We start from the raw sequence: 25,704 nt of genomic DNA, 5'->3' as shown, positions 1-25,704 counted from the left end.
TGGTGTCCCGCCCCGGGCCCTCCCTCCCCCGGGGCCGGCACGCGTACACGGGTACTGACCTGCGGAAACGATCAGCCGTCGCCCGTTCGGAGTAGCTCGGGCAGCTCCGGGAGATCGGCGAAGGAATCCAGCACGTGGTCCGGTTCGCCGGTGGCCGACGCGTGGGTCTCTGGCAGGTACTTGCCGGTCCTCACCAGCACGCCGGTGATGCCGCAGCGCTGGGCCGCGAGGACGTCGGACTCGATGTCGTCACCCACCATGAGCGTCTCGCCCGCGGGGACGCCGAGGTGCGCGAGGGCGGTGGCGAAGAACGTGCCGGAGGGTTTGCCGGTGATCTCCGCCTCGACGCGGGCCGCCTGCTCCAGACCCAGGAGGAAGGCTCCGGTGTCGAGGTCGAGCCCGTCGGCGGTGCGCCAGTACAGATTGCGGTGCATGGCGACGAGCCGTGCGCCGCCGAGGACATGACGGAAGGCGCGATTGAGGGTGGCGTAGCCGAACGTGTCGCCCGCGCCGCCGAGGACGACCACGTCCGGCGCCGGGCCACCCTCGTCGACGAGCGTCAGGCCGGCGAGGTCGTCGCGGACGTCCCCGGTGTTGATCAGCAGACAGCGCGCGCCCGGATAGTGCTCCCGCAGATGGGCCGCGGTGGCGGCGGGCGCGGTGAGGATGTCGTCGACACCGACGGGGAAGCCCTCCCCGGCCAGTCTCGCGGCGACGGAGGCGCGGGTCCTCGAGGTCGTGTTGGTGACGAGCGCGAACGGGACGCCCCGGGTCCGCAGCCGCTCCATGGCAGCCACGGCGCCCGGCAGCGCCTTCCAGGAGACGGTGAGCACACCGTCGATGTCGATCAGGGCCGCTCGGATACGGGACACGGGGAGAAGCCTCCACACAAGCAGTCCCCGGTAGTCCGTCTCCGCACTCGGGCTCCTCAGCCGTCGCTGAGTGCCCTGAGATCCGGGAGGATCTGCCGGGGGCCTGGCCAGAGCCAGCGAGTGGGTCACGCGGGTCGGTGAACGTCTTCTCCGACGGGTGCGGCTCGCTCTGGTTTTCTGGTGTATTAGGGATTTTCCTCCTTATTTCGCCCCCGTCAAGACCCCCATGCCTCGAACTCGTAGATCCTTGCGGCGGGGTCGGTGGTCTGGGTGGGCGTGGTGATCTCCAGGCGGACGTAGCGCGCCGACGCGGCCACGGGGTGTGTGGTCGTGGCCGCCGTATTGCCGGTCACCGTGGCGGCGGTGGTCCAGGGGTCGGCGGTGGATCCGCGTACCTTGAGGGTGAAGTCCCGGGTGTTCCACGACGCGCTCTCGCCGCCCGCGGCCGCATGCTTCACGACGAGCCGGTCCAGCGTACGGACCGAACCGAGGTCGACCTCCAGCCACTTGGCGGCGGTGGTGGTGCACCACTTGTCGCCGTTGCCGCCGGAGACGGTGCCGTTGACGGCCTTCGCCGGGGTCTCGGTGGCGTTGCACTGGCCGGAGGCGGTGGCCGACCGGTTCAGTGCAAGGTTGGACTCGGTCGCGCCGGACCAACCGACGGTGGTGGTGGCGGCCGGCGAACGTCCGTACTCGGTGGAGACGGCCTCGACGTCGAGCGTCGTCGTGGTCTCCGTGCCGACCCGGTCGAGCTGCGGGACGAAGAGGGCGTCGTTGGGGGTGGCGCCGAGGAAGGTGCGGCTGCCGTCGGTGTTGCGCCGGTACACCTCGTAGTGGTGGACGGAGCCCGCTGCCGACGCCGTCCAGGACAGACGCAGCGACTTGCGCGTGAGGCTCAGATCGGTGGCGCCGAGCACGGTGACGGCGGTCGGCGCGGCCGCCGTGTCCACGGCTCCGTCGTAGACGGCGATCTGGCCGACCTTCACGTCGTAGGAGGCGACGGTCCCGGTGGTCTGCAGACCGATCTGGGCGATGGTGCGGCCGGCGAAGGCGGACAGGTCGAGGGTCTTGCGCTCCCATCCGCTCGTGCCGGTGGAGCCGAGGTCGAGGGTGGTGAAGGTGGTCGGCGCGTCGGTGAAGGAGACCGCGGCCTTGAGGCGGGTGGGTCCTGCGGCCGGGGTCTTCACGACGACGGACAGCTTGGTGTCGGCCGCGACCGGCAGCTTCGTCTGGTACAGCCGGACGGTGTTGACGGCGTCAAGGGTGCCGGTCAGCCGCAGCGAGGAACCGCCCTCGTACGCGTCGGTGAAGTCGATCGACGGGGTGACCTTGGTGCCGGTGGAGCCGACCAGCCAGCGGTAGGTCGGGGGCACGTCCTGGAGCGAGAGGTTGTTCCAGCCGGTCGACGCCACCCGTACGCCGCCGGAGTGGAAGAAGTCGCCCTGGCCCGCGCCGAAGGAGGTGACGAAGGGCTTGACGGTGACGGGCGAGGACTCCGGGACGTAGTGGGCGAGTCCCTTCCATGCCGAGGTGGTCGTGGTGTTCGACGGGTCGCCGTTGGCGCCGTCCCAGTAACGGGCCTCGCGGGCATGGGAGTCGGCCCGCCCGCTGGACGAGGTGAAGGTCCACTCCGGCCGGTAGATACCGAGGGAGGTGACGTGCGGCTGTCCGGCGGGGAAGACCGAGGCCCAGGGGACGGAGGTGTTGGAGCCGTTCGCCTCGGTGTCGATGCCGGAGTACAGCTCGTACTCGCTCCGGCCCAGACTGCGGGCGAGCGTACGGGAGGAATTCAGTCCGGAGGCGCTCCAGCCGAAGTCGAGGAACATCGAGTCGGCGGTCCGCAGCGAACCCTCCTGCAGGAACGAGTCGTTGGCGGTGGTCAGGGAGTCCTGCCAGCTCACCGCCCCGGACTCGGTCATCGCGTCGTACCACATGAACTCGACCGGGCCGAGGGAGCGGGCGTAGCGCATCTCGTTGCGCAGCTCGGTCGCGAGGGCCGCGTCGCCGCCCGCGGTCTCCTGGTTGATGAACCAGCCGTCGAAGCCGTAGTACTGCGCGACCTGGGCGAGCTTGTCCGCGACGGGGTAGGTGGAGCCGGTCTTCCGGGCGAAGTCGCGCACCCACTGGATCTGGCCGCCGTAGGCGGTCGGCGGGAAGAAGACGGTGCCGTAGACCTTCACGCCGTTGCGGTGGGCGGCGTCGATGACGGTGGCGTTGGGGGCGAGGATCAGCCCCTCGCTCGCGGAGCCGCCCCAGAAGACCAGCTTGTCGATGTACTGCCAGTGACCGAAGGCGTAGTAGTGCGGGTTCGTGGAGCCCTGCGAGGGGTTGTTCGAGGTGGGGCCGAAGGAGACAAGGGACGCGATCTTCCCCTCGCCGACGCGGGCGTTGGCGTTGGCCTTGAGCGCGGGGTCGGAGACGCGGGGCCGCAGCGGGACCCGGGAGCGGTTGAACCGTGCGTCGGGATCGGTGGCCGGGTCCCAGTTCAGGATCGTGTTCGGGTGCCAGTACGAGGCGTACGGCTGGTCGCCCGCTGCCGCCGCCCGCGCGGGGGCTTCAGCGCTCGCCGCGGGCGTGAGGGGGGCGAGGCCGAACAGGGCGCCGAGCAGCGCCGCGATCGACAGAAGGGGGAGGTGTCGTCTCATCCGTTACTCCGGTCCAGCGGAAGGGTGGGGGTGCTGGGCGTACGGGAGGTGCGGCGGTACGGGAGGGCTGCGGCGCGGATGGAGCTGCGGCAGGAGCTGCGGCTGGCTCGTGGCACGGGTGGGGCAGGTGCAGAGCGCGCCGGGTGTTACGCCCCGGGAGGCTAAACGGCTTTAGTGGGACGGGTCAAGAGCCGGTGGCGCCGTGCTCTCACGGACCGTCAGGCGCGGCGTCGGGTTCCTGACGTCGCGCGCCGCCGCCGGGTCGTCGATCAGCGCGAGCAGTTCGCGCGCGACCTGCTCGCCGAGGGCGAAGGTGTCGCGGGAGAGCGCGGTGAGCGCGGGGTGGACGATCCGGGCGAGCGCGGAGTCGTCGAAGGAGACGATCGACAGCTCTCCGGGCACGGCCACGCCCATCTCGGTGGCCACCCCGAGACCGGCCACCGCCATGACGTCGCTGTCGTAGATGATCGCCGTCGGGCGCTGGGGCCGGGCGAGCAGCGCCCGGGTGGCGGCGGCGCCCTCCGCGTCGCTGAAGTCGGTGGGCAGCGAGACGGCCTCGGTCAGGCCCAGGCGCCGGGCGCTGTCGCGCACGGCCCGGATGCGGCGCTGGGTGTGCTGGAACGCCGGCAGGCCGGCCAGGTGCGCGATCCGGCGGTGGCCGAGGGCCGCGAGGTAGTCGACGATCGACACCATCGCCTCGCGGTCGTCCGCCCAGACGCTGGGCAGGCTGCCGTGCCGGCCGGGCCCGCCGATGACCGTCGTGGGGACGCCGAGCTCCTCAAGGACGGGGATGCGCGGGTCGCGGACCTGGAGGTCGACCAGGACGAAGCCGTCCACCCGGTGCTCGGAGGTCCAGCGCCGGTAGACCTCGATCTCGGCCGCCGTGTCCTCCACGACCAGCAGGTTCAGGGCCGTGCCGCGCACGGAGAGGCCGGCCTGGAGTCCGCTCAGCAGATGGCCGAAGAACGGCTCCAGACCGATGGTCCGCGCCGGGCGGGCGAGGACCAGGCCGACCGCGCCCGCCCGGGCACCGCCCAGGGCGCGCGCGGCGCTGTGCGGCCGCCAGTTCATCTCCTCGGCCACCTGCAGGATGCGCTCCCGGGTCGCCTCGCTCACTCCCGGCCGGCCGTTCAGCGCGAAGGACACCGCGCCCTTGGACACCCCGGCCCGGCGGGCGATGTCGGCGATCGTCGGTCTGGCCACGCAGCGCCCCTCTCGGTCTCGCGCACTGTCTTGACAGCGGAGTGTAGCGGGAGCATAGTCCCCCATCGCTAGACCGGTTTAGTAGCTCTGCCTCCTCCGCCAGAACAGACCGGGAGACCTCTCATATGCGAACAAGCCACTGGATGCGGCTGGCCGTTGCCGCGGTCGCCGCGGCGACGCTCGCCGGCTGCGGCCTCGGCGACCCGAACGGCTCCGACGACACGGGCGCGGCGGCCGGCGGCGAGGTGAAGGGCAAGGTCTCGCTCCAGACCTGGGCCCTGAAGCCGAAGTTCACCGCGTACATGGAGGGCGTGATCGACGCCTTCGAGAAGAAGCACCCGGGTGTCGAGGTCGAGTGGCTCGACCAGCCCGGTGACGGCTACTCCGAGAAGGTGCTCAGCCAGGCGGCCGGCGGCACCCTGCCCGATGTGGTCAACCTGCCGCCGGACTTCGCGCTTCCGCTGGTCAAGCAGGACATGCTGCTCGACGTGGCGAAGGCCGACGCCGAGCTCGACACGGACTACGTCGCCGGCGGCACCGCCGCGTACCGCTTCGCCGGGCACGACGGTACGTACGGCTACCCCTGGTACCTCAACACCGACGTGAACTACTGGAACTCGACGCTGCTCACCCGCTACGGCCTGGACCCGAAGAAGCCGCCGGCCACCCTGGACGAGCTGATCACGGCGGCCAGGACCGTCAAGCAGAAGTCGAACGGCTCGGTCTACCTGATGAGCCGCAAACCCGGACTCATGGACTTCGCCAACGCCGGCGTGAAGTTGATGTCCGACGACGGCGCGAGCTTCACCTTCAACACCCCCGAGGCCGCCGCGGTCCTCGACACCTACCGGGCCGCCTTCAAGGAGGGACTGCTGCCCAAGGACGTCCTGACCGAGACGTACGCGGGCAACACCAAGCTGTTCAGCTCCGGCACGGCCGCCTGGACCACCGCCGGCGGCAACTACATCACCTCGCTGGCCACCGACAACCCGAGCCTCGCCCCCAAGGTGGTCTCCTCCCCCGCCATCGGCACCCCGCCACTGTACGTCCAGGGCCTCTCGGTCTCGAAGGGCACCAAGAACCGGGCCACCGCGCTTGCGCTCGCCCGCTGGGTGACCAACGCCGAGAACCAGGCCGCCTTCGCCCGCCTCACCAGCATCTTCCCCTCCACGAAGGCATCGGCCGCGGACCCCTTCTTCAGCAAGAGCGACGGCACCAACGCCGGCGACGCCAAGGTCACCGCCTTCACCTCGCTCGCGCAGGCCACGATGCTCGAGCCCGTCCAGGCCAACGACGCGATCAAGACGGTGATCAACCAGCAGATCGCCCTCGCCCTGAGCGGCCAGGCCGGCTCCAAGGAGGCCCTGGACACGGCGGTCGACCGCGCCAACCAGATGCTGAAGGACTGATCCGGTGGGCGGCGCCGTCTTCCCCCGGCGCCGCCGACCCCTCCCGGAAGGCACCCCATGACACACCGGCGCTGGTTCACCCCGTGGCTGCTCGCCGGGCCGGCCGTGGTCTGGCTCGTCGTCTTCAACCTGTGGCCCGCCGTCAACACGGTGATCCTGTCGTTCACCAACGCCAAACCGCTGGGCGGCGGCCGCTTCACCGGTCTCACCAACTACGAACGAGCCCTGGACGACGAGCAGTTGATCGACGCGCTGATCAACAGCATCGTCTATCTGCTCGTCTGTCTGCCGCTGCTGACGCTGCTGCCGCTGCTCCTCGCCCTCCTCGTGGAGAAGAAGCTCCCGGGCATCACCTTCTTCCGCACCGCCTTCTACACCCCGGTCGTCGCCTCCGCCGTGGTGGTCGCACTGATCTGGGGGTGGGTCCTGGACGACCGCGGCCTGCTCAACGGCGTGCTCGGACAGCTCGGCCTCGCCGACCGGCCGGTCGACTTCCTCACCGACCGCTGGCTCCTGCTCTTCAGCGCCATCGGACTCACGGCCTGGAAGGGCCTCGGCTACTACATGGTCATCTACCTGTCCGCGCTCGGGAACGTCGGCCGCGAGCTGCACGAGGCCGCCGCCGTCGACGGGGCCTCCGCCGTACGCCGGTTCTGGCACGTCACCCTGCCCGGCGTACGGACGACGATGATGCTGGTCTCCGTCCTGATATCCGTCTCCGCCCTCCGGGTCTTCTCGGAGCTGTACGTCCTGTCCCACGGCACCGGCGGCCCAGGCGGCCGGGACATGTCCGTGGTGATGCTCATCCAGATGTACAGCCGCGGCTTCACCGGGCACATCGGCTACGCCTCCGCCCTCAGTCTGCTGCTCTTCTTCATCACCGTCGGCCCGATGCTGCTCCTGGCCCGGCTCAACCGGAAGGCGGCCTGACCATGCCCGCACGGGGATTCGGTACGCCCACCCCGGCCGCGAAGGCGGCACGCTATCTGCTTCTGGCCGTGGTCCTGCTGCTCACGATCGGCCCGTTCCTGTGGCAGCTGTCCACCTCCCTCAAGGGGCCCGGCGAGGACGTGTACTCCCGCACGCCGGACTTCCTGCCGCGCGACTGGACGTTCTCCAACTACGCCCAGGTCGCCGACACCATCCCGGTGTGGACGTACGCGCTGAACTCGCTGACCGTCGCGGCGATCGCCGTGGCCGGCAATGTCGTGGGCGCCACCCTCGCCGGGTTCGCGCTGTCCCGGCTGCGCTTCCGCGGGGTGCGCCTGGTGCTCGGTCTCTTCCTCGCCACCCTGGTACTGCCCGGCGAGGTCACGATCGTCTCCCAGTACGTCACGGTGCGGAGCATGGGCCTGACGGACACCCTCCTCGGGGTGGCGCTGCCCGGGGCGATCGCCATGCTGAACGTGCTGCTGATGTACACCGCCTTCCAGGCAGTGCCACCCGAACTCGACGCGGCGGCGCTCGTGGACGGCGCCAACGTCTGGCAGCGGCTGATCCACGTGGGCCTGCCGAACGTACGGGGCATGCTGAGCGTCGTCGTGATCTTCACGTTCATCGGAGCCTGGGACGACTTCCTCTGGCCGCTGATCGTCCTCAACGACCCCGAGCGCTACACCCTGACCGTCGGGCTGCAGTACCTGGACGGCACCTTCACCGCCAACCCCCGGCTGATCGCGGCGGGCACCATGATCGCCTTTCTGCCGATCGTCGCGGTCTTCGCCGCGCTCCAGCGGTTCTTCTTCAAGGGCGTCGAGGAAGGCGCCATCAAGGGATGACTTCCGGAAAGGAATCGATGCCGGGCATGACCCCTCCGCTCGACGCCCCCCGCTTCGGCGTCAACTACACCCCGAGCCAGGGCTGGTTCCACCACTGGCTCGACTTCGACCTCGACGCCGTCCGCGCCGACCTGGACTCGATCGCCGCCCTCGGCCTGGACCACGTCCGGGTCTTTCCGCTGTGGACCGTCTTCCAGCCGAACCGGACCCTGATCCGCCCGCGCGCCGTCGAGCAGCTGGTGCGGCTCGTCGACGCGGCGGCCGAGCGCGGGCTCGACGTCGCCGTCGACGGCCTGCAGGGCCATCTGTCCAGCTTCGACTTCCGGCCCTCGTGGACCCTGACCTGGCACCGGCGCAACATGTTCACCGACCCCGAGGTGCTGGACGGCCAGGCCGCCTATCTGTGCACCCTCGCCTCGGCCCTGGCCGACCGGCCCAATTTCCTCGGCATGACCCTCGGCAACGAGATCAACCAGTTCTCCGGGGATCCGCACCCCGACCCGGACCGGATCACGCCGGGCGAGGCCGAGAGCTGGCTGCGCCGCATGCTGGAGGCGTGCGAGCGGGGCGCGCCCGGCCGGCTGCATCTGCACGCGGAGTACGACGCCGCCTGGTACCTCGACGACCACCCGTTCACGCCGGCGCACGCGGCCCGGCTCGGGGCCGTGACCGCCGTGCACTCCTGGGTCTTCAACGGCACCGCGCAGCGTCACGGCGCCGACTCCGTGGCGACCGGGCAGCACGCCGCGTACCTGGTCGAGCTGTCGAAGGCGTGGGCCGAGGACCCTCGACGGCCGGTGTGGCTGCAGGAGGTCGGGGCGCCCGCCCCGCACATCGCCGCCGACCGGGCGGCCGCCTTCACCCGTACGACGGTCGAGGCCGCGCTCGACTGCCCGGACCTCTGGGGCATCACCTGGTGGTGCTCGCACGACGTGGACCGCTCGCTCGCCGACTTTCCCGAACTCGAGTACACCCTGGGCCTGTTGACCACCGATCGGGAAGCGAAGCCGGCCGGCCTGGCGCTGGCCGAGGCCGTGACGGAGGCCCGTGCGCGCGGTCGTCGCCCGCGTCCGCGGACCACGGCGCTGGTCCTGGACCTGCCGGACGAGGCGCCGAAGCGTTCGACGTGCGCCCCCGGCGGGGCGTTCTTCGAGGCGTTCATGCGGCTGGCCTCGGACGGCGCGCGGCCCGCGGTCGTACTGGCGTCGCGGGCGTCCGACCGCGATCATCTCACCGCACGCGGAATCACCGAGACGGTCACCGTCGACGACGTCGGCCGGGCCTGACCAACCCTCTTCTCTACGTGATGGAGCGACTGCCATGCATGACGACCGCACCCTGATCGAGTCCCGTCTCCGGCGCGTCCTCGACGAGCGCATCCGGCCGGCGATCCATCCCGAGTCGGTTCCCCTGGAGGTGGGGATCTGGACCGCCCCCGACGAGCCGGTGCCGGTGGCCGAGGGGATCGCCGCCCCGCGGACGCCGATCGCCGCGGGCGACGCCTGGGGAGCGCCGTGGGGTACGAGCTGGCTCACCGTCTCCGGCACGGTGCCGGCGGCCTGGTCGGGCCGGACGGTCGAGGCGCTGATCGACCTCGGCTTCGACGCGAACATGCCCGGGTTCCAGTGCGAGGGGCTGGTCTACCGGCCCGACGGTTCGCCGGTGAAGGGCCTCAACCCGCGCAACCAGTGGGTGCGGATCGCCGCCCCGGCGGCCGGTGGGGAGGAGGTGCTGCTGCATGTCGAGGCGGCGTCCAATCCGGTGATCCTCGACTACCACCCCTTCCTGCCGACCGAGCTCGGCGACAAGGAGACGGCGGGCGACCGACCGCAGTACCGGCTGGAGCGGATGGATCTGGCCGTCTTCGACGAGAGGGTGTGGCAGCTGGTGATCGATCTGGAGGTGCTCGGGGAGCTGATGGCGGAGCTCCCCGTGGAGGGCGCCCGTCGCTGGGACATCCTGCGGGCGATCGAGCGGGCCCTGGACGCGATCGACCTCCAGGACGTGAACGGCACGGCGGCGGCCGCCCGTGAGCAGCTGGTCGCGGTGCTCGCATCGCCGGCCGAGCCGTCGGCGCACCGGATCAGCGCGGTCGGGCACGCGCACATCGACTCGGCCTGGCTGTGGCCGCTGCGCGAGACCGTACGCAAGGTGGCGCGGACCACCGCCAACATGACCGCGCTCCTGGAGGACGAGCCGGAGTTCGTCTACACGATGTCGCAGGCGCAGCAGTACGCGTGGATCAAGGAGCACCGGCCGGAGGTGTACGCGCGGGTCAAGAAGGCGGTCGCGGAGGGCCGGTTCGTGCCGGCCGGTGGCATGTGGGTGGAGTCGGACACGAACATGCCGGGCTCGGAGGCGATGGCCCGTCAGTTCGTGTACGGCAAGCGGTTCTTCCTGGAGGAGTTCGGCGTCGAGAACGAGGAGGCGTGGCTGCCGGACACGTTCGGTTTCGCGGGCGGACTGCCGCAGATCATCAAGGCGGCGGGGTCCAAGTGGCTGTTGACGCAGAAGATCTCGTGGAGCCAGGTCAACACGTTCCCGCACCACACCTTCTGGTGGGAGGGCATCGACGGGACGCGGATCTTCACGCACTTCCCGCCGATCGACACCTACAACTGCTCGATGAAGGGAAAGGAGATCGCCCATGCCGTCCGCAACTTCAAGGACAAGGGGCGGGCGCGGCACTCGATCGCGCCGACCGGCTGGGGCGACGGGGGCGGCGGCACGACGCGCGAGATGATCGCGAAGGCGGCCCGGCTGCGGAACCTGGAGGGTTCGGCGCGGGTGCGCTGGGAGCGGCCGGCGGAGTTCTTCGCGAAGGCCGAGGCCGAGTACCGGCATCCGCCGGTCTGGGTGGGCGAGTTGTACCTGGAGCTGCACCGGGCGACGCTGACGAGCCAGGCACGGACCAAGCAGGGCAACAGGGCGAGCGAGAACCTGCTGCGCGAGGCGGAGCTGTGGGCCGCGACGGCATCGGTGCGCTCCGGAGTCCCGTATCCGTACGAGGAGTTGGACCGGATCTGGAAGACGGTGCTGCTGCACCAGTTCCACGACATCCTGCCGGGTTCCTCGATCGCGTGGGTGCACCGCGAGGCGGAGCGGACGTACGCGGCGGTGGCCGAGGAGTTGACCGGGATCATCGGACGGGCGCAGCGCGTGCTGGCCGGTGACGCGGTGGCGGGCGGCGAGGTGGTCTTCAACGCGGCTCCGCACGAGCGGGCGGGCGTTCCGGCGGGCGGGGCCCGCAGGGTCGTGGGCCCGCGCGGGAGCGGCTGCACGGTGGAGGCCCGGCCCGGCGGCGGGTTCGTGCTCGCCAACGGGCTGCTGCGAGTGGTCGTGGACGAGCGGGGTCTGGTGGTCTCGGTGGTCGATCTCGCCGACGGACGGGAGACGATCGCGCCGGGTGCGGCCGCCAACCTGCTCCAGATCCACCCCGACTTCCCGAACATGTGGGACGCCTGGGACGTGGACCAGTTCTACCGGAACACCGTGACCGATCTGACCGTGGCCGACGAGGTGACGGTGACGACCGAGACGGCGCAGGCCGTCTCGGTGCGGGTGACCCGCTCCTTCGGCGCCTCGCGTGCGGTCCAGACGCTGACGCTGGCCGCCGGTGCGGAGCGGCTCGATCTGGAGACCGAGGTCGACTGGCACGAGACGGAGAAGTTCCTGAAGGCCGCGTTCCCGCTGGACGTCCACGCCGACCGCTACGCCGCCGAGACCCAGTTCGGCCATCTGCACCGCCCGACGCACACCAACACGAGTTGGGAGGCGGCCAAGTTCGAGGCGTGCAACCACCGCTTCGTCCACTTCGAGGAGCCCGGCTGGGGCGTCGCCCTGGTGACGGCGTCCACGTACGGGCACGACGTGACCCGTACCGTACGGCCTGAGGACGGCGGGACCACGACGACGGTACGGGTGTCCCTGCTGCGCGCCCCGCGTTTCCCGGACCCGCACACCGACCAGGGCGTGCACCGCTTCACCCACGCCCTGGTGCCGGGCGCCTCCGTCGGCGACGCCGTCCGCGAGGGCTACCGCGTGAACCTGCCGGAGCGCCGGGTTCCCGGGGACGCGGACGTCGTCCCGCTGGTCGCCGTGGACGACGACGCCGTGGTGGTCAGCGCCGTGAAGCTCGCCGACGACCGCAGCGGCGACGTGGTCGTCCGGCTCTACGAGTCGCGCGGCGGCCGGGCCGGCGCCCGGCTCACGACCGAGCTCGACCTCGGCGGCGTCACGGTGTGCGACCTGCTGGAGCGTCCGCTCGACGACGTCCCGGCCGGAGCGGTCACGGTGACTGACGGAGCGCTCCGGCTCACGCTGCGGCCCTTCCAGCTGCTCACGCTGCGTTTCGCCCGCTCCGGGGCCGCGCGGTGAGCCACCGCGGATGGAGGGAGTCCACCCTGAAGTCGTGAGCGTGGCGGCCGTCCGCACCGGCCAGGTGCGGATGGTCCGGCGCCAGCTCGGGATGAAGGTGTTCGAGCCCTGCGGGGTCGGTGCGCGGCCAGAGCCGTACGGCGGCGAAGGCCGCGACGAGCGCGGCGGCCGCGAGCACGGTGGCCGCGGTCGGCAGACCGGCGCGTGCGGCCGTCCAGCCGGCGAGCGGGTAGGCCAGCAGCCAGCAGCCGTGCGTGAGGGAGAACCGGGCGGCGAACACGGCGGGCAGATCGGCGGCGCGCGCCGATCTGCGCAGCAGGCGTCCGCCGGGTGTCAGGACGGCCGAGGTGGCGGCCCCGAGGACGAACCAGACCGTGAGCAGGGCGGGCCAGGTCCAGCCGGCCACTCCCGTCCGCAGGCCGAGCGGCAGCAGTGCCAGGACAGCGCTGATCACGAAGGCCGCGGGCAGCATCAGGGCCCGGTCCGCGACCCGGTCCAGGGCTCGGGGCAGCAGCAGTGCCACGGCCATGGAGCCCGCGCCGTAGGCGCCGAGGGCGATGGACACGTCGCCGACGGAACGGCCGAGGGTGTCGCGGACCAGCACGACCGTGTTGACGAGGACCATCGAGCCGCCGAGGGCGACGGCCAGGTCGAGGGCGAGAAGGGCGCGCAGCCGGGGGGTGACGAGGGCGAGCCGGGTGCCGAAGGAGGCCTTGGCGTACAGGCCGCCGACGCGCTCGACCGGTTCGGGTCCCGGGAGCAGTACGGAGACGACCAGCGCGCCCGAGGCGAGGAAGCCGGCGGCCGTTCCCGCGAACAGCCAGTCGTACGAGACCCAGGTGAGCAGGGCGGCGGCGAGGGCCGGGCTGAAGAGGTTCTCCAGGTCGTAGGCGAGCCGGGAGAGCGACAGAGCGCGGGTGTAATCGCCTTCCTCGGGGAGCACGTCCGGGATCGTCGCCTGGAAGGTGGGTGTGAAGGCGGCGGAGGCGGCCTGCAGCAGGAGGATGAGCCCGTAGACCTGCCACACCTCGGTGACGAACGGCAGCGCGACGGCCACGACCACGCGTACCAGGTCCATGGCGACCAGGAGCGCACGCCGGGGTATTCGGTCGGCGAAGGCGCTGATCAGCGGGGCGATGCCGACGTACGCGACCATCTTGATCGCGAGGGCGGTACCCAGGACTGCGGAGGCGTCGGCGCCCGCGAGGTCGTAGGCGAGCAGGCTCAGCGCGACGGTCGCGAGTCCCGTGCCGGCCAGGGCGACGACCTGTGCGGTGAACAGACGACGGTAGGTGCGGTTGCGCAGCACGGACAGCATGAGGCACGCCCTCGCTCGGCGACGGGGTCGTCACCACCGTAGCCGACGCGTGCATGATTGCGCACATGTTGATGCTACGAGGGAGGGGCGGTCCGTCAGTCGTGCCAGGGCTCCCCCGTCACCTGGTGATCGGCGTGACTGATCGCTTCGACCACGAGGCGCCGCATATGTCCGTCCGGCAGCGTGTACACCACCCGCCGGCCGTCCTTCCGGTGCTGGACGAGGCCGCCGAGCCGGAGCTTGGCCAGGTGCTGGCTCACCGCGGGCCGGGCCGCGCCGCACGCCTCGGCGAGCGCACCGACGTCCGACTCCCCGCGGGTCAGGAGCCACACCAGATGCAGTCGGGTCGGGTCCGCGAGCAGCGCGAACACGCCGGCCGCGGCGGCGAGCTCGGGAGCGCCGGGCGTGCGCTGATGCACAACACTCGCTCCTGGGGGTCCCTCGCGTTCTGACATGGGGCCATCGTAGGCACGGAAAAGACGACCGCCCCTGGCGCGGGGCACCGGGGGCGGATCAGGGGAAGCGAACGGTCAGAGCTTGTGCATCCCCTTGTACGGGCTGAGGACGCGGACCTGGGTGGCTCCGAAGTCGACGAGAAGCGCACCCGTCGGCTCCTGGCCGAGGACCTTCCCGAGGCCGTGACGATCGTGGGAGACGCGGTCACCGACGGCGAACTCCTTGATCACGGGATCGGTGGGAGCCGCGAAGGGGCTGGTGGACAGGTGGCGCCGGGGCGCGGATCGGTTCGTCATCGTGAAGCCAGTATGCCCCCCGCGATGGCCTCAGCACAGACTCGAGCGCCCGCCCGGTGTCCGACCCACGGGTCCGGCCGGCGCCCGGCCGGACGCCTCCGATGTCAAGTACCCCGATTTCGGGGCGGATTCGGCGGGAAATCTCCGCTCCACCGCGGGAGAGAAACGGATGTATCGGGTCCGCTACTACCTGTACATCAGTGACGCCGAGGTCGACATGCCGTTCGGCTCCGTACGTCAGCAGCGGAACCTGAGGCGGCAGATCACCGCGTCGGTGTCCCGGCGGACGGCGTGGGCGACGACCGCGCCCCTCTGGTTCTGCAGGAGGCGCTGCCACAGGCGCTCGGGCTCCGCCTCCGGGATGAGGACGGTGACACGCGTCAGGGGTTCGGTCGTCTCGAGTCCGCGGACGTACGCGGTGATGGGGCGGCCGAGCGAACGGCGCTCGGAGGTCAGCCGGACGAGTTCCACGCCCGGGTTCCACAGGGCCCAGTCCCGTTCCAGGGCCTCGGTCTGCGCGCGGTCCTCCGGCTCCGGATGGCAGACGGTCACGGCACGGACCTCGTCGCCGAGGGAGACGGCGGCGGTGATGGCCGCACTGGTGACGCGGGTGAGGGAGGAGACCGGTACGAGCACCAATGAGCGTTCGCGGTGCGGGGGCTCGGGGATGCGGCCGACGCCGAGCCGCTCGCCGATCCTGCCGTAGGCGCGGTGGACGGTCTCGAAGGCGAGCACGAGCAGGGGCAGGGCGATCACGATCAGCCAGGCGCCGTCGTGGAACTTGGTGCCCGTGACGACGACGGCCGAGACTCCGGTGAGCAGCGCGCCGAGGCCGTTCAGCAGGGCCTTGCCCGCCCAGCGGGGGCCGCGTTCGCGCCGCCAGTGCAGGACCATGCCGGTCTGGGCGATGGTGAAGCCGACGAAGACGCCGATCGCGAAGAGCGGGACGAGGGTGTTCGTGTCACCGCCGGAGAAGACCAGCAGAGCCGCGGAGATCACGGACAGCCACACGACACCGTGCCGGTGGACCTGGCGGTCGGCCTTGAGACCGAAGACGTGCGGCAGGTAGTTGTCCCGGGCGAGCAGCTTCAGCAGGATGGGAAGGCCGCCGAAGGAGGTGTTCGCGGAGAGCGCCAGCAGCACCATCGTGGCGAACTGGACCACGTAGAAGGCCCAGTTGTGGCCCAGGGAGGCGTCGGCGAGCTGGGCGAGGACGGTGACCCCCTCGACCGGCTGCAGCCCGAAGCGGGAGATCAGCACGGACAGGCCGATGAGCATCACGCCGAGCAGCGCGCCGAGGGCGACCTCCGCGCGCATCGCCCGCTTGGCGGCGGGGGCGCGGAAGGACGGCACGGCGTTGGCGATCGCCTCGACGCCCGTGAGGGCGGAGCATCCGGAGGCGAAGGCCTTCAGGAGCAGCAGGGCGCCGACGGTGGTCGCGTTGTCGGCGAGGACGGAGGCGTGGCCGGCGGACGCGGCCGTGGAGACCGGCGCGTCGCGGAACAGGCCGACGGCTATGAGAGTGAGGATCGCGCCGATGAACACGGCGGTCGGGACGATGAAGGCGCGGGCCGAGTCGACGATGCCGCGCAGGTTCACGGCGGTGATGAGGACGAGGACGGCGAGGCAGATCCACAGCCGGTCGCCGTAGAGCTCGGGGAAGGCCGAGGTCAGGGCCGCGACGCCGGCCGTGACGGCCACGGCGACGTTGAGGACGTAGTCCAGGACGAGCGAGCCGGCCGCGACCAGGCTGGTGCGCCGGCCGAGGTGGGCCTTGGCCACCGCGTAGGACCCGCCGCCGTCCGGGAAGGCGGCGATGACCTGACGGTACGAGGCGACGAGCACGGCCAGCAGGCCGGCGATGCCGAGCGTGACCGGCAGGGTGAGGCCGAGCCCGTGGGCGCCGGCCGCCGCCAGGACGAGGACGATGGCCTCGGGGCCGTACGCGACCGACGCCATCGCGTCGAGCGAGAGCGCGGCGAGCCCGGTGACAGCGGTCAGCCGATGCCGGGAGCCGGTATCGGGGGGTTCCTCTGCGCTGGGCGCTGCACCGTTCTCGGTGGTCAGGACGGCCATCTGTCTGGATCCTTTCGTGACTGTTCCGCCTCAGATTGGGGCCGCGTGTGTTCCCTGCCGAGCGGTCCTCGCGCGGTCTTGACGGCTTCCTGTCCGGTCCGTACGCGTTCTTGACGCGCCCGGTCGCCTGACGGACACCGGTCGGCGCTGTCACGGCGTCGTCAGCTCCGTGTCAGCGCCGCCGGGCACTGTCGTCTCCGTCGACAACGACCACAACGACACGACGCACGAGACAGACGCGTCGGACGAGAACGGGGACAAGCCATGTCGTACGCCATCCGGGCCGAGGCTCTGGTCAAGAAGTACGAGGACACCGTCGCCCTGGACGGGGTCGATCTGGAGGTGGCCGCCGGCGAGGTGGTCGGCGTGCTCGGCCCGAAGGGGGCGGGCAAGACCACCACCGTGCGGATCCTGGCCGGGATGCTGCCGCCCGACGCGGGCCGTGCCGCGGTCGTCGGGTGCGACGTGGTGGCGGACGAGGCCCGGGTGCTCGGCCTGGTCGGAGTGTGCGGCCTGACCGGACCGGCCGCGCCGATCACCGTGGCCGGACGGACGGAACCGCCGGAGCGGTTCGCCGCGGCGGAGCAGCACCTGTCCGGTGCCGAGCACCTGGTGCTCCGCGGGCGCCTGCTCGGCATGGCGAAGAGGGACGCCCGGGCGAGGGCGGCCGAGCTCGTGGCGTTCTTCGAGCTCACCGACGCGGCGACTCGTCCGCTCAGCGCCTTCTCGGGCGGGCTGCGCCGCAGGCTGGACCTCGCGGTGAGCGTGGTCGGCCGGCCGCCGGTGGTGCTTCTGGACGAGCCGACCGCCGGGCTCGCGTCCCGGGCTCGCGAGGAGATCGGGGACATGGTCCGGCGGCTGGCGGCGGACGGGACGACCGTGCTGTTCACCACGGAGTCCGCGGAGGAGGCCGACCGGCTGTCCGACCGGATCCTCGTGCTCGACCGGGGCCGGGTCCTCGCGGTGGGGGCGCCGGACGAGCTCAAGCGGAGGGACGGCAGCCAGACGCTGCGTGTGCGGCCGACGCTGACTGCGGACGTGGACACCGTGGCCCGCATCCTGTCCGAGCTGACCGGCGCCACCCCCGACCGTGAGGCGTCGACAGGCCTGCTCACCGTGCCGATCTCCGACCCGATGCTGATCTCCGCGCTCGTGCGCCGCCTCGACGGGGCCGGGATCGCCACCGACGAACTGGGCCTGCGCCTGCCCGGCCTGAACGACGTCCTGCTCACGCTGACGGCCCGGCCCTCCGAGGAGGCGGACCGGGCGGGCGCGGAGGCGGACCGGGCGGGCGCGGCCGAGAGGAACGTGGCCTGAGCACGTACCGGCTACGACAAGGCGGACCGGCCGGTTTCCCTGGTGAGCGAGTCCAGCGCGTCCTGCCTCGGCATGGCGGCGCCCTGCCGGTACGCCTCGTCGTAGCCGTCCTCGCCGAGCCTCTCGGTGAGTTCGGCGATCAGGGTGCGAAGCTCCGGACTGCCGTGGTCGAACGCGCCGCGGATGGCGTGGCTCATCCCCAGGGCGATCGCCGCACCGGCCGGATCACCCTCCAGCGCGCGCAGCCTGCCCAATTGCTGAGCGACCGCCGCGAGGCCGTTGCTGTCCCCTCGTACTCCGAGGCCACGCACGGCCCGTACCAGCAGCGCGCGGGACTCGTCGGCCGCTCCCTCCGCGAGCCGGTTCTCCATCCTGCTGGCGGCGATGATGTCCCGGCTCGTCTCCTCCGGGTAGGGGAGCCGGTGGACCAGCGAATCCATCCGGTCCAGGGCCTCGTCGGCACGGGCCAGATCCCCCTCGGCCCGATGCACGGCGGCGAGCACCGGCAACAGCCCTACCTCGAGACGCCGTTGGCCGCGCTCCTCGGCCTGCCGCAGCGCGGCCTGGACGTCCCTCAGGGCTCCGTCGAGGTCGCCCGTGCGGATCCGCTCCATGGCGAGCCTGTACTTGGTCCACATCAGGTGTTCCTCGGTGCCGAGCTCGGTGCTGATCGCGACGGCTCGTTCGAAGGCGGCGAGGGCCGGACCGTGCTCGCCCCGTATGGAGTGGCTCCCGCCCGTGGGGAGCAGGCTCATCACGAGCCCCCAGCGATCGCCCACCTCCTCGAAACCGCGCAACGCCTCCCGGCGTGCCTCGGCCCCGGTCTCCAGGTCGCCCTGTTCGCAGAGGACGAAGTCGTGTGCCCAGTGCGCGCTGGCCCGCACCCAGGGGTCCGGGGACTTCAGGGACTGCTGGAGCCCGCGTTCCCTCTCCTCCTTGTCACCCGCCAGCTGGGACATGCGCAGCAGCGGCAGTGCCGGGTGGAAGCCGAGCACCTCGGGCTTGTCGACGTCCTCCTCCGCCGGGGCGACGGCTGCACCCTCGGCATCCGGGGCGCCCGCCGCGCTCCGTACGAGGCCGAAGGCGGCCCGCACCTCCGGGGGCAGTACGTCTCCGAGTTCCAGGACCTCCGCCAGAAAGGTCTCGAACTGGGTGGTCATGCCCCGGATCCCCCAGTACCAGAACATCGCCCGGACGAACCGGGAAGCCCGCGGCGCGTCCCGTGCGTCGAGCACCGACCTCAGCCCGGCGACCATGTTGTCGTGATCGGCGTCGAAGACCGCGATCGCGCGCAGCTGTTCGCCGGTACGAAGCAGGGGTTCGAGCTCTTCGGCCAGGGCGAGGAAGTGGTCGGCGAACCGTGTGGCGACCTCGTCCCCGGCCTGGACGAGCCGGTCGGCCGCGTAGGCGCGGACCGTCTCCAGCATCCGGTACCGCGGCTCGTTGTCGCCGGAGGGTTCCACCAGGGACTTCTCGACCAGCGAGCCGAGCACGTACAGCACGTCGTCCGCCGGCAGCGACGCGTCCGAGCAGACCCCTTCCAGCGCCGCGACCGTCGCCCCGCCCGGGAACACCGACAGCCGCCGTGCCAGGGTCCGTTCGGGCTCGTCGAGGAGGTCCCAGCTCCATTCGACGAGCGCGAGGAGCGTGCGCTGGCGCGGCAGTGCCGTCCTGCTTCCCGAGGTCAGCAGGCGGAACCGGTCGTCGAGGCGGCGCGCGATCTGCTCGACGCTCATCGAGCGCAGCTTGGCCGCCGCCAGTTCGAGGGCGAGCGGCATCCCGTCGAGGCGCCGGCAGATCTCCACCACGGCGCCCGCCGTGGAGTCGTCGAGCGCGAAGTCCGGCCGGATCCCGACGGCGCGGTCGACGAACAGCCGCACGGCGGCCGAGTCTCCGGCCTCGGCGAGCTCACGCGACGGTCCGGGCAGCTCCAGCGGGCCGAGCGGGCACAGCGCCTCCCCGGTGATGGCGAGGGCTTCCCTGCTGGTGGCGAGGATCCTCAACTGCGGGAGCCTGTCGAGGAGTTCCTCGGCGAGCTCGGCGGCGGCCTCGACGAGGTGCTCGCAGTTGTCGAGGACGAGCACCGCCTCGCCGACGTCGAACAGTTCGGCCAGCCGGTCGACGGGCGTCACGCGCTGGGCCTGGCCGCTGTCATAGAGGCGGCCCTCCTTGGAGCTGAGCGTGCCGAGGACCGCGTCGGCGAGCTGGTCCCCGGGTCCCACACCGGCCAGCGGCACGAACCACACCCGGCCGCGTCCGTAAGCCCGGTGCCGGGTCGCCGCTTCGAGGGAGAGCCTGGTCTTGCCCGCGCCGCCGAAGCCGACGATGGTGACGAGCCGGGATGCGGCCATCAGGTCGGCGACCCGGTCGAGTTCGCGGTCGCGGCCGACGAAGCTGGTCAGCCGGGCCGGGAGGCGGCTGGGCGCGGACTCGCTCCGGGCGGAGGGAGCGGTCAACTCACCTCGGAGCAAGGCCAGATGGATCTCCTGGAGTTCGGCCGAGGGGTCGACACCCAGTTCCTCGCCGAGCCTGCCACGCATCTCCTCGTACACGGCGAGCGCGTCGGACTGCCGTCCCGCAGCGGACAGTGCCCGCATCCGCAGGCCGGCGATCCGTTCGCTCAACGGGCGTTCCGTCCCGGCCGATTCGAGGTCGGCGAGGACATCGGCGTGCCGTCCGAGTCGCAGCTCGGCGTCGAAGCGGTCCTCGGCCGCGGCGGCCCGCACGTCGTCGAGGCGCGTGGCGGCCGCCCTGGCGAAGGGGGCGTCCAGCACGTCCGCGAGGGCCGGGCCGCGCCACAGCGCGAGCGCCGCGTCGAGCACGGAGGCCGCCTCCTCGAGGCGGCCGGCCGCCAGCTCGCGCCGCCCCTGTGCCACCGACTCCTCGAACCGGTACGCGTCCACGTCCTCGTCGCGCACCGACAGCCGGTATCCGCCCGCACCGGACTCGACCGTGCCGGCGCCGCGCAGGGCCTTCCGCAGCCGGGACACCAGAGCCTGGAGGGCGTTGCCCGCCTCGGCCGGCGGCTCCGTCCCCCACAGCCCGTCCACGAGCGCGTCGACGGACACCGGCCGGCCTCCCTCGAGTGCGAGCCGGGCCAGCAGCATCCGCAGCCGGACCCCTCCGACGTCGATCGGTGTCGCGTCGTCCGTACCGGCTCCGACCGGCCCCAACAGGACAATCCTCACAGCTTCAGCCTCCCCCTGGCCCCGACCGCATCCGCGGTTCCGGACCGCGAGTGGATCTTAGCGATCGACCCGTCGAGCGTCCGCGACGAGTCTCGTCACCGGGAACGAGGGAGCGTGCCCAGGACGCGGAGGTGCGGCCGGTCGTCGCCGTCCGGGTGGCTGACCTCGACCCGTACGCCGTAGACCTCCGCGATCAGCTCGGCGGTCAGCACCTCGCGCGGCGCGCCGGCGGCCACGACCCGTCCGCCGGAGAGCACGACGATCGTGTCGCAGTACATCGCGGCCAGGTTCAGGTCGTGGAGGGCGACGATCGTGGTGACCGGCAGTCCGGACACCAGGTCGAGGAGGTCGTGCTGGTGCTGGATGTCGAGATGGTTGGTGGGTTCGTCGAGGAGGAGTTCCCTCGGCTCCTGGGCGAGGGCCCGGGCGATCTGGACGCGTTGGCGTTCGCCGCCGGACAGGGTGTGCCAGGGCTGTTCGGCACGGTCGGTCAGGCCGGTGCGGTGCAGGGCGTCCCGTACGGCGTCCTCGTCGGCGGTCGTCGGGGGCGACCAGGCCCGCCGGTGGGGGATGCGGCCCAGGCGTACGACGTCGGCGGCGCTCAGCTCGACGAGGGTGTCGGCCTGCTGCTCGACGACCGCCACGCGCCGGGCGACGTCCCGGCGTCGCAGCTCCGCCAGCGGCCGGCCGTCGAGGGTGACGACTCCGGCGGACGGCGCGAGGACGCCGCACAGCAGCCGCAACAGGGTTGATTTCCCGGACCCGTTGGGGCCGAGGAGGGCGGTCGTGGTGCCGGGCGTGGGGGCGATGCCGACCCCGTCGAGGATCAGCCGCCCGCCGGCGGTGCGCGAGACGCGTTCGGCGCCGAGTGTCATCGGTGGGCCCTCCTGCTCCGGTACAGGACGAGGACGAAGGCGGGGACTCCGACGAGTGAGGTGACGACGCCGACCGGCACCTCCTGGGGTTCGAGGACGGTCCGGGCGAGGGTGTCCACCCAGACCAGGAAGACCGCACCGCCGAGGGCGGTGACGGGCAGCAGTCGGCCGTGTCCCGGTCCGACGAGGGCACGGGCCGCGTGCGGCAGGACGAGGCCGACGAAACCGATCGCGCCCGCCGAGCTGACCAGTGCGGCGGTGAGCAGCGCGGTGGCGCACAGCAGGACGAGCCGGGTGCGGGCGACCCGTACGCCGAGGGTGGCCGCCGCGTCCTGTCCGAACGCGAAGGCGTCGAGGGTACGGGCGTAGCCGAGGCAGACGGCCAGGGTGAGCACGAGGACGGCGAGGCAGAGCCATACGTCGCTCCAGCCGGCGCCGCTCAGCGACCCGAGCAGCCAGAACAGCACGCCGCGGGTCGTCTCGGCGTCGGCGGAGGTGACGACGACGAAGGAGGTGAGGGCGGAGAAGAGCTGCATCGCCGCGACGCCGGAGAGGACGACCCGGTCGGGCGTGCCGCCGAGCGTGTGACTCAGCAGGAGCATCGCGGCGAACGAGCACACCGCGCCCGCGAAGGCGCCCGCGGAGAGGGACAGCGCTCCCCCGCCGACGCCGAGGACGACCACCACGACCGCTCCGGTCGAAGCGCCGGAGGAGACGCCGAGGACGAAGGGGTCGGCGAGCGGATTGCGCAGTAGGGACTGCATGACCGCTCCGCAGACGGCGAGGCCTGCCCCGCATACGGCGGCGAGGAGGGTACGGGGCAGTCGCAGGTTCCAGATGATGCCGTCCCGGATCGGGCCGATCCCGGAGGGGGCGCCGCCGAGATGGGAGGCGACGACGGACCCCGCGTCGCCGACGCCCATGTCCGCCGGTCCGATGGTGATCGCCACGGCCAGCGAGAGGAGGAGCGCCGCGCATCCGGCCGTGATGCGCAGCAGGGCGGCGGTCACTTCGTGAGGCCGTGCGCGCGCAGGGCGGCGGCGACCTGTTCGATGCCCTCGACGGTGCGGATGGTCGGGTTCATGGCCTGACCGCTGAGGAGCACGTACCGCTTGTGGCGTACGGCGTCCATGTTCTTCGTGACCGGGTCGGACTCCAGGAACTCGATCTTCTTCGCGGCGCTCTCCCCGGACTGCGCCTTGCGCGTGAGGTCGCCGATCACCAGCAGGTCGGGGTTGCGGTCGGCGACCGACTCCCAGCCGATCTGTGGCCATTCCTCGGTGGTGTCGTCGAAGACGTTCTTCGTTCCGGTCTCCCGGGTGATGACGCCGGGTGCTCCGCAACAGCCCGCCATGTAGGGGGACTTGGCGTCGGAGAACCAGTAGAGGACGCTGACGTCGGCGGCGCGGAGACCGTCGGTGGCCTTCGTCACCCGGCCCTTGAGCCGGGTGATCAGCTGTTCGCCGCGCTCCTCGACACCGAACACCCGGGCCAGGTCGCGGACTTCACCGTAAACGGCGTCCATGGCCAGCGGTGTGGTGCGCTTGCCGTCGCCACCATCGCTGTTGTCCTTGCCCACGCAGTCGGACGGGGAGAGGTAGGTGGGGACGCCGAGCTTCTCGAACTGCTCGCGGGTGGCGACCCCGCCCTTGCCGAGCGTGGAGCCGAACGAGGCGGCGACGAAGTCGGGTTCGGCGTCCAGCACCTTCTCGAAGGAGGGGTTGTTCTCCGCCAGCCTCGGGACTCCGGAGGCGGCCTTCTCCAGGCCCTTCATCACCGGGTCGGTCCAGGTCGCGGTCCCCACCATCCGGTCGCCGAGACCGAGGGACAGCATGATCTCGGTGGTGCCCTGGTTCAGGGACACGGCCCGGCGCGGCCCGCCGGGCGGGATCTCCACGGTGCGGCCGCAGTTCTCGAGCGTCCGCGCGGAGGCGGACGGTGCGGACCCGGCCTCGTCGGCGGGGCCGGCGCAGCCGGTGAGGAGCAGGGCCCCGGACGCGAGCAGCGCGAAGGGAAGGGGGGTACGGGCGAATGGCACGGCTCGTCCTCGGCGTCGAGGGCCCATGCGCGGGGCCCGTCTCGTACGGAACCGCCAGCAGGTCTTCGGACTCGGGGTCATCCGGACGGGGCGCCTTCCCGGACCGGTTCCCCGGTCCAGTGGCTTCGTGCCCCGCCCGTCGCCCTCACCGCTGCGCGTCAGCTCCGGATTCGCACCGGATTCCCTGACTCGCGTGCGTCACGCACGTGAGTTCGACTGGCTACCGCAAGCTACCAGAACGCCGACGGGGCGGCGGTGGGAGGGTGCGCGAGCCCTTTCGGGATCTGCCGCACCACTCCACCGCCGCCCCGTTCACCGGGGCCCGGACGTGCCGGACCGCCGAGGTCAGACCACGGGCACCGGGTAGGTCGGGTACTCGACCCCGGACACGTGCTGGACGACGCGGATGACCTGGCAGGAGTAGCCGAACTCGTTGTCGTACCAGAGGTAGAGGATCGCGTTGTCACCGTCGACCTTGGTGGCGCCGGCGTCGACGATCGACGCGTGGCGCGAGCCGACGAAGTCCATCGAGACGGCGTCGGGGGCGGTGGTGAAGTCGATCTGGCGCTTGAGCGGCGAGTGCAGCGAGACGTCGCGGAGGTAGTCGAGGACATCCTCGCGGGTGGTCTCGCGACCCAGGCGCAGGCTGAGGATGGCGATCGAGACGTCCGGGACGGGGACGCGGATCGAGCTGCCGGTGATCGGCGCCTTGAGGTCGGGCAGCGCCTTGGCGACGGCCGACGCGGCTCCGGTCTCGGTGATGACCATGTTGAGCGGCGCGGAACGGCCGCGACGGTCGGCCTTGTGGTAGTTGTCCAGCAGGTTCTGGTCGTTGGTGAACGAGTGGACGGTCTCCACGTGGCCGCGCAGGACGCCGTACTCGTCGGCCATCGCCTTCAGCGGCGGGACGATCGCGTTGGTGGTGCAGGAGGCGCAGGACAGGATCTGCTCGTCCGGCTTGATCGTGTCGTGGTTGACGCCGTGGACGATGTTCGGGACGTCGCCCTTGCCCGGAGCGGTCAGGACGACCTTGTCGATACCGGGGCGCAGGTGCTTCGACAGGCCCTCGCGGTCCCGCCACTTGCCCGTGTTGTCGATGAGGATGGCGTCCTTGATGCCGTACGCCGTGTAGTCGACCTCGGAGGGGTCGTTGGCGTAGATCACCTTGATGGTGTTGCCGTTGGCGACGATCGTGCTCGTCGCCTCGTCCACCGTGATGGTGCCCTGGAACTGACCGTGGATGGAGTCGCGGCGCAGCAGCGAGGCGCGCTTGACCAGGTCCTGGTCGCCACCGCCGCGGACCACGATGGCGCGCAGGCGCAGGCCGTTGCCGGAGCCGGCCTTCTCGATGAGCAGGCGGGCGACGAGGCGGCCGATGCGGCCGAAGCCGTAGAGGACGACGTCGCGGCCCTCGCCGCGCTCGATCTTGTTGGCACCGGTGGCGCCGGCGACGGCCGCGGCGGTGAACTCCTCCACCGACTGACCGTGGTCGTCGTTCTTGTACGTCGCGGCGAGCATGCCGATGTCGATCTGCGAGGGACCCAGGTCCAGCGCGGCGAGCGCCTGCAGGAAGGGCATCGTCTCGGTGACGGACAGTTCCTCACCGGCGATCTGCCGGGCGAACCGGTGGGTCTTGAGGATGCTCACCACCGACTTGTTCACCAAGGAGCGGCTGTGCAGCAGGACGGTCACGTCCCGCTCGCGGTGCAGCTTCCCGATGATGGGGATCATCGACTCCGCGATCTCCTCGCGAGTCTTCCAGTTGGTGAACGAGTCATCATTGACAGTCACAGGTTTATCTTTCGAGCTAGGCGGCGCTCATATGCTAACCCGCCCCTCCTTTGATCGTTCAAGGG

The 25,704-nt window shown here is 71.5% G+C and carries 18 protein-coding genes and 1 riboswitch; of the genes, 6 read left to right on the top strand and 12 right to left on the bottom strand.

Translation table 11 applies throughout. The features are described 5' to 3' along the window. Window positions 1-71: 71 nt before the first annotated feature. The 3 genes from ACFV9D_RS04925 to ACFV9D_RS04915 form a co-directional block, all read right to left on the bottom strand. Window positions 72-872 carry an HAD-IIA family hydrolase gene (locus tag ACFV9D_RS04925; RefSeq protein ID WP_385140984.1) on the bottom strand — a complete coding sequence of 267 codons (801 nt, stop codon included), beginning with the start codon at window positions 870-872 and terminating at the stop codon, window positions 72-74. A 215-nt stretch (window positions 873-1,087) separates the two neighbouring features. Further along, window positions 1,088-3,517, bottom strand: a complete 2,430-nt coding sequence (locus ACFV9D_RS04920; RefSeq protein WP_385140981.1) for a discoidin domain-containing protein — start codon at window positions 3,515-3,517, stop codon at window positions 1,088-1,090. Window positions 3,518-3,688: 171 nt separating this feature from the next. Continuing rightward, window positions 3,689-4,720, bottom strand: coding sequence for a LacI family DNA-binding transcriptional regulator (locus ACFV9D_RS04915; protein ID WP_385140978.1), 1,032 nt, complete (start codon window positions 4,718-4,720; stop codon window positions 3,689-3,691). Between the two features lie 125 nt (window positions 4,721-4,845). Here ACFV9D_RS04915 and ACFV9D_RS04910 point away from each other — a divergent pair, with 125 nt between their 5' ends. From ACFV9D_RS04910 to ACFV9D_RS04890, 5 genes are read left to right on the top strand one after another with little or no spacing between them, the layout of a single operon-like run. Further along, window positions 4,846-6,129, top strand: coding sequence for an ABC transporter substrate-binding protein (locus ACFV9D_RS04910; protein ID WP_385140975.1), 1,284 nt, complete (start codon window positions 4,846-4,848; stop codon window positions 6,127-6,129). Between the two features lie 57 nt (window positions 6,130-6,186). Further along, the gene (locus ACFV9D_RS04905) at window positions 6,187-7,059 is read left to right on the top strand and encodes a carbohydrate ABC transporter permease (RefSeq protein WP_385140972.1); all 873 of its coding nucleotides are present in this window, start codon (window positions 6,187-6,189) and stop codon (window positions 7,057-7,059) included. Between the two features lie 2 nt (window positions 7,060-7,061). Next, a complete protein-coding gene (locus ACFV9D_RS04900; RefSeq protein WP_385140969.1) occupies window positions 7,062-7,907 on the top strand; it encodes a carbohydrate ABC transporter permease in 846 nt (281 codons plus the stop codon). A 26-nt stretch (window positions 7,908-7,933) separates the two neighbouring features. Then, window positions 7,934-9,193, top strand: coding sequence for a glycosyl hydrolase (locus ACFV9D_RS04895; RefSeq protein ID WP_385140966.1), 1,260 nt, complete (start codon window positions 7,934-7,936; stop codon window positions 9,191-9,193). 34 nt (window positions 9,194-9,227) lie between these two features. Next, window positions 9,228-12,284: an alpha-mannosidase gene (locus ACFV9D_RS04890; protein ID WP_385140963.1), complete on the top strand. Its 3,057-nt coding sequence runs from the start codon at window positions 9,228-9,230 to the stop codon at window positions 12,282-12,284. Here ACFV9D_RS04890 and ACFV9D_RS04885 read toward each other — a convergent pair. From ACFV9D_RS04885 to ACFV9D_RS04870, 4 genes are all read right to left on the bottom strand, one after another. Then, window positions 12,247-13,602: an MFS transporter gene (locus tag ACFV9D_RS04885; RefSeq protein WP_385140960.1), complete on the bottom strand. Its 1,356-nt coding sequence runs from the start codon at window positions 13,600-13,602 to the stop codon at window positions 12,247-12,249. The two genes, ACFV9D_RS04890 and ACFV9D_RS04885, sit on opposite strands and share 38 nt — an antisense overlap. A 95-nt stretch (window positions 13,603-13,697) precedes the next feature. Beyond that, window positions 13,698-14,057, bottom strand: a complete 360-nt coding sequence (locus ACFV9D_RS04880; RefSeq protein WP_385140957.1) for an ArsR/SmtB family transcription factor — start codon at window positions 14,055-14,057, stop codon at window positions 13,698-13,700. Window positions 14,058-14,132: 75 nt separating this feature from the next. Next, window positions 14,133-14,354 carry a hypothetical protein gene (locus ACFV9D_RS04875; RefSeq protein WP_385140954.1) on the bottom strand — a complete coding sequence of 74 codons (222 nt, stop codon included), beginning with the start codon at window positions 14,352-14,354 and terminating at the stop codon, window positions 14,133-14,135. 237 nt (window positions 14,355-14,591) lie between these two features. Next, a complete protein-coding gene (locus ACFV9D_RS04870) occupies window positions 14,592-16,430 on the bottom strand; it encodes an APC family permease (protein ID WP_385140951.1) in 1,839 nt (612 codons plus the stop codon). A gap of 264 nt (window positions 16,431-16,694) precedes the next feature. On the opposite strand from ACFV9D_RS04870, the gene ACFV9D_RS04865 reads away from it, so the two are divergent. Further along, window positions 16,695-17,747, top strand: a complete 1,053-nt coding sequence (locus tag ACFV9D_RS04865; protein WP_385140948.1) for an ABC transporter ATP-binding protein — start codon at window positions 16,695-16,697, stop codon at window positions 17,745-17,747. Between the two features lie 11 nt (window positions 17,748-17,758). Here ACFV9D_RS04865 and ACFV9D_RS04860 read toward each other — a convergent pair whose 3' ends face one another. From ACFV9D_RS04860 to ACFV9D_RS04840, 5 genes are all read right to left on the bottom strand, one after another. Beyond that, window positions 17,759-20,935: a BTAD domain-containing putative transcriptional regulator gene (locus tag ACFV9D_RS04860; RefSeq protein ID WP_385140945.1), complete on the bottom strand. Its 3,177-nt coding sequence runs from the start codon at window positions 20,933-20,935 to the stop codon at window positions 17,759-17,761. 95 nt (window positions 20,936-21,030) lie between these two features. Then, on the bottom strand, window positions 21,031-21,810 hold the full coding sequence (locus tag ACFV9D_RS04855; RefSeq protein WP_385140942.1) for an ABC transporter ATP-binding protein: 780 nt from the start codon (window positions 21,808-21,810) through the stop codon (window positions 21,031-21,033). After that, window positions 21,807-22,820 (bottom strand): FecCD family ABC transporter permease, encoded by a 1,014-nt coding sequence (locus ACFV9D_RS04850; protein WP_385140939.1) that lies wholly within the window; start codon window positions 22,818-22,820, stop codon window positions 21,807-21,809. The genes ACFV9D_RS04855 and ACFV9D_RS04850 overlap by 4 nt, the downstream gene beginning before the upstream one ends. Next, window positions 22,817-23,875, bottom strand: coding sequence for an ABC transporter substrate-binding protein (locus ACFV9D_RS04845; RefSeq protein ID WP_385140936.1), 1,059 nt, complete (start codon window positions 23,873-23,875; stop codon window positions 22,817-22,819). The genes ACFV9D_RS04850 and ACFV9D_RS04845 overlap by 4 nt, the downstream gene beginning before the upstream one ends. A gap of 11 nt (window positions 23,876-23,886) precedes the next feature. Beyond that, window positions 23,887-24,084, bottom strand: a riboswitch (cobalamin riboswitch). A 109-nt stretch (window positions 24,085-24,193) separates the two neighbouring features. After that, the gene (locus ACFV9D_RS04840) at window positions 24,194-25,639 is read right to left on the bottom strand and encodes a glyceraldehyde-3-phosphate dehydrogenase (RefSeq protein WP_385140933.1); all 1,446 of its coding nucleotides are present in this window, start codon (window positions 25,637-25,639) and stop codon (window positions 24,194-24,196) included. Window positions 25,640-25,704 lie beyond the last annotated feature (65 nt).

Source organism: Streptomyces sp. NPDC059875, from assembly GCF_042731085.1.
In the GTDB taxonomy this organism is placed as follows: Bacteria; Actinomycetota; Actinomycetes; order Streptomycetales; family Streptomycetaceae; genus Streptomyces.
This window is presented reverse-complemented; position numbering and strand designations above follow the sequence as displayed.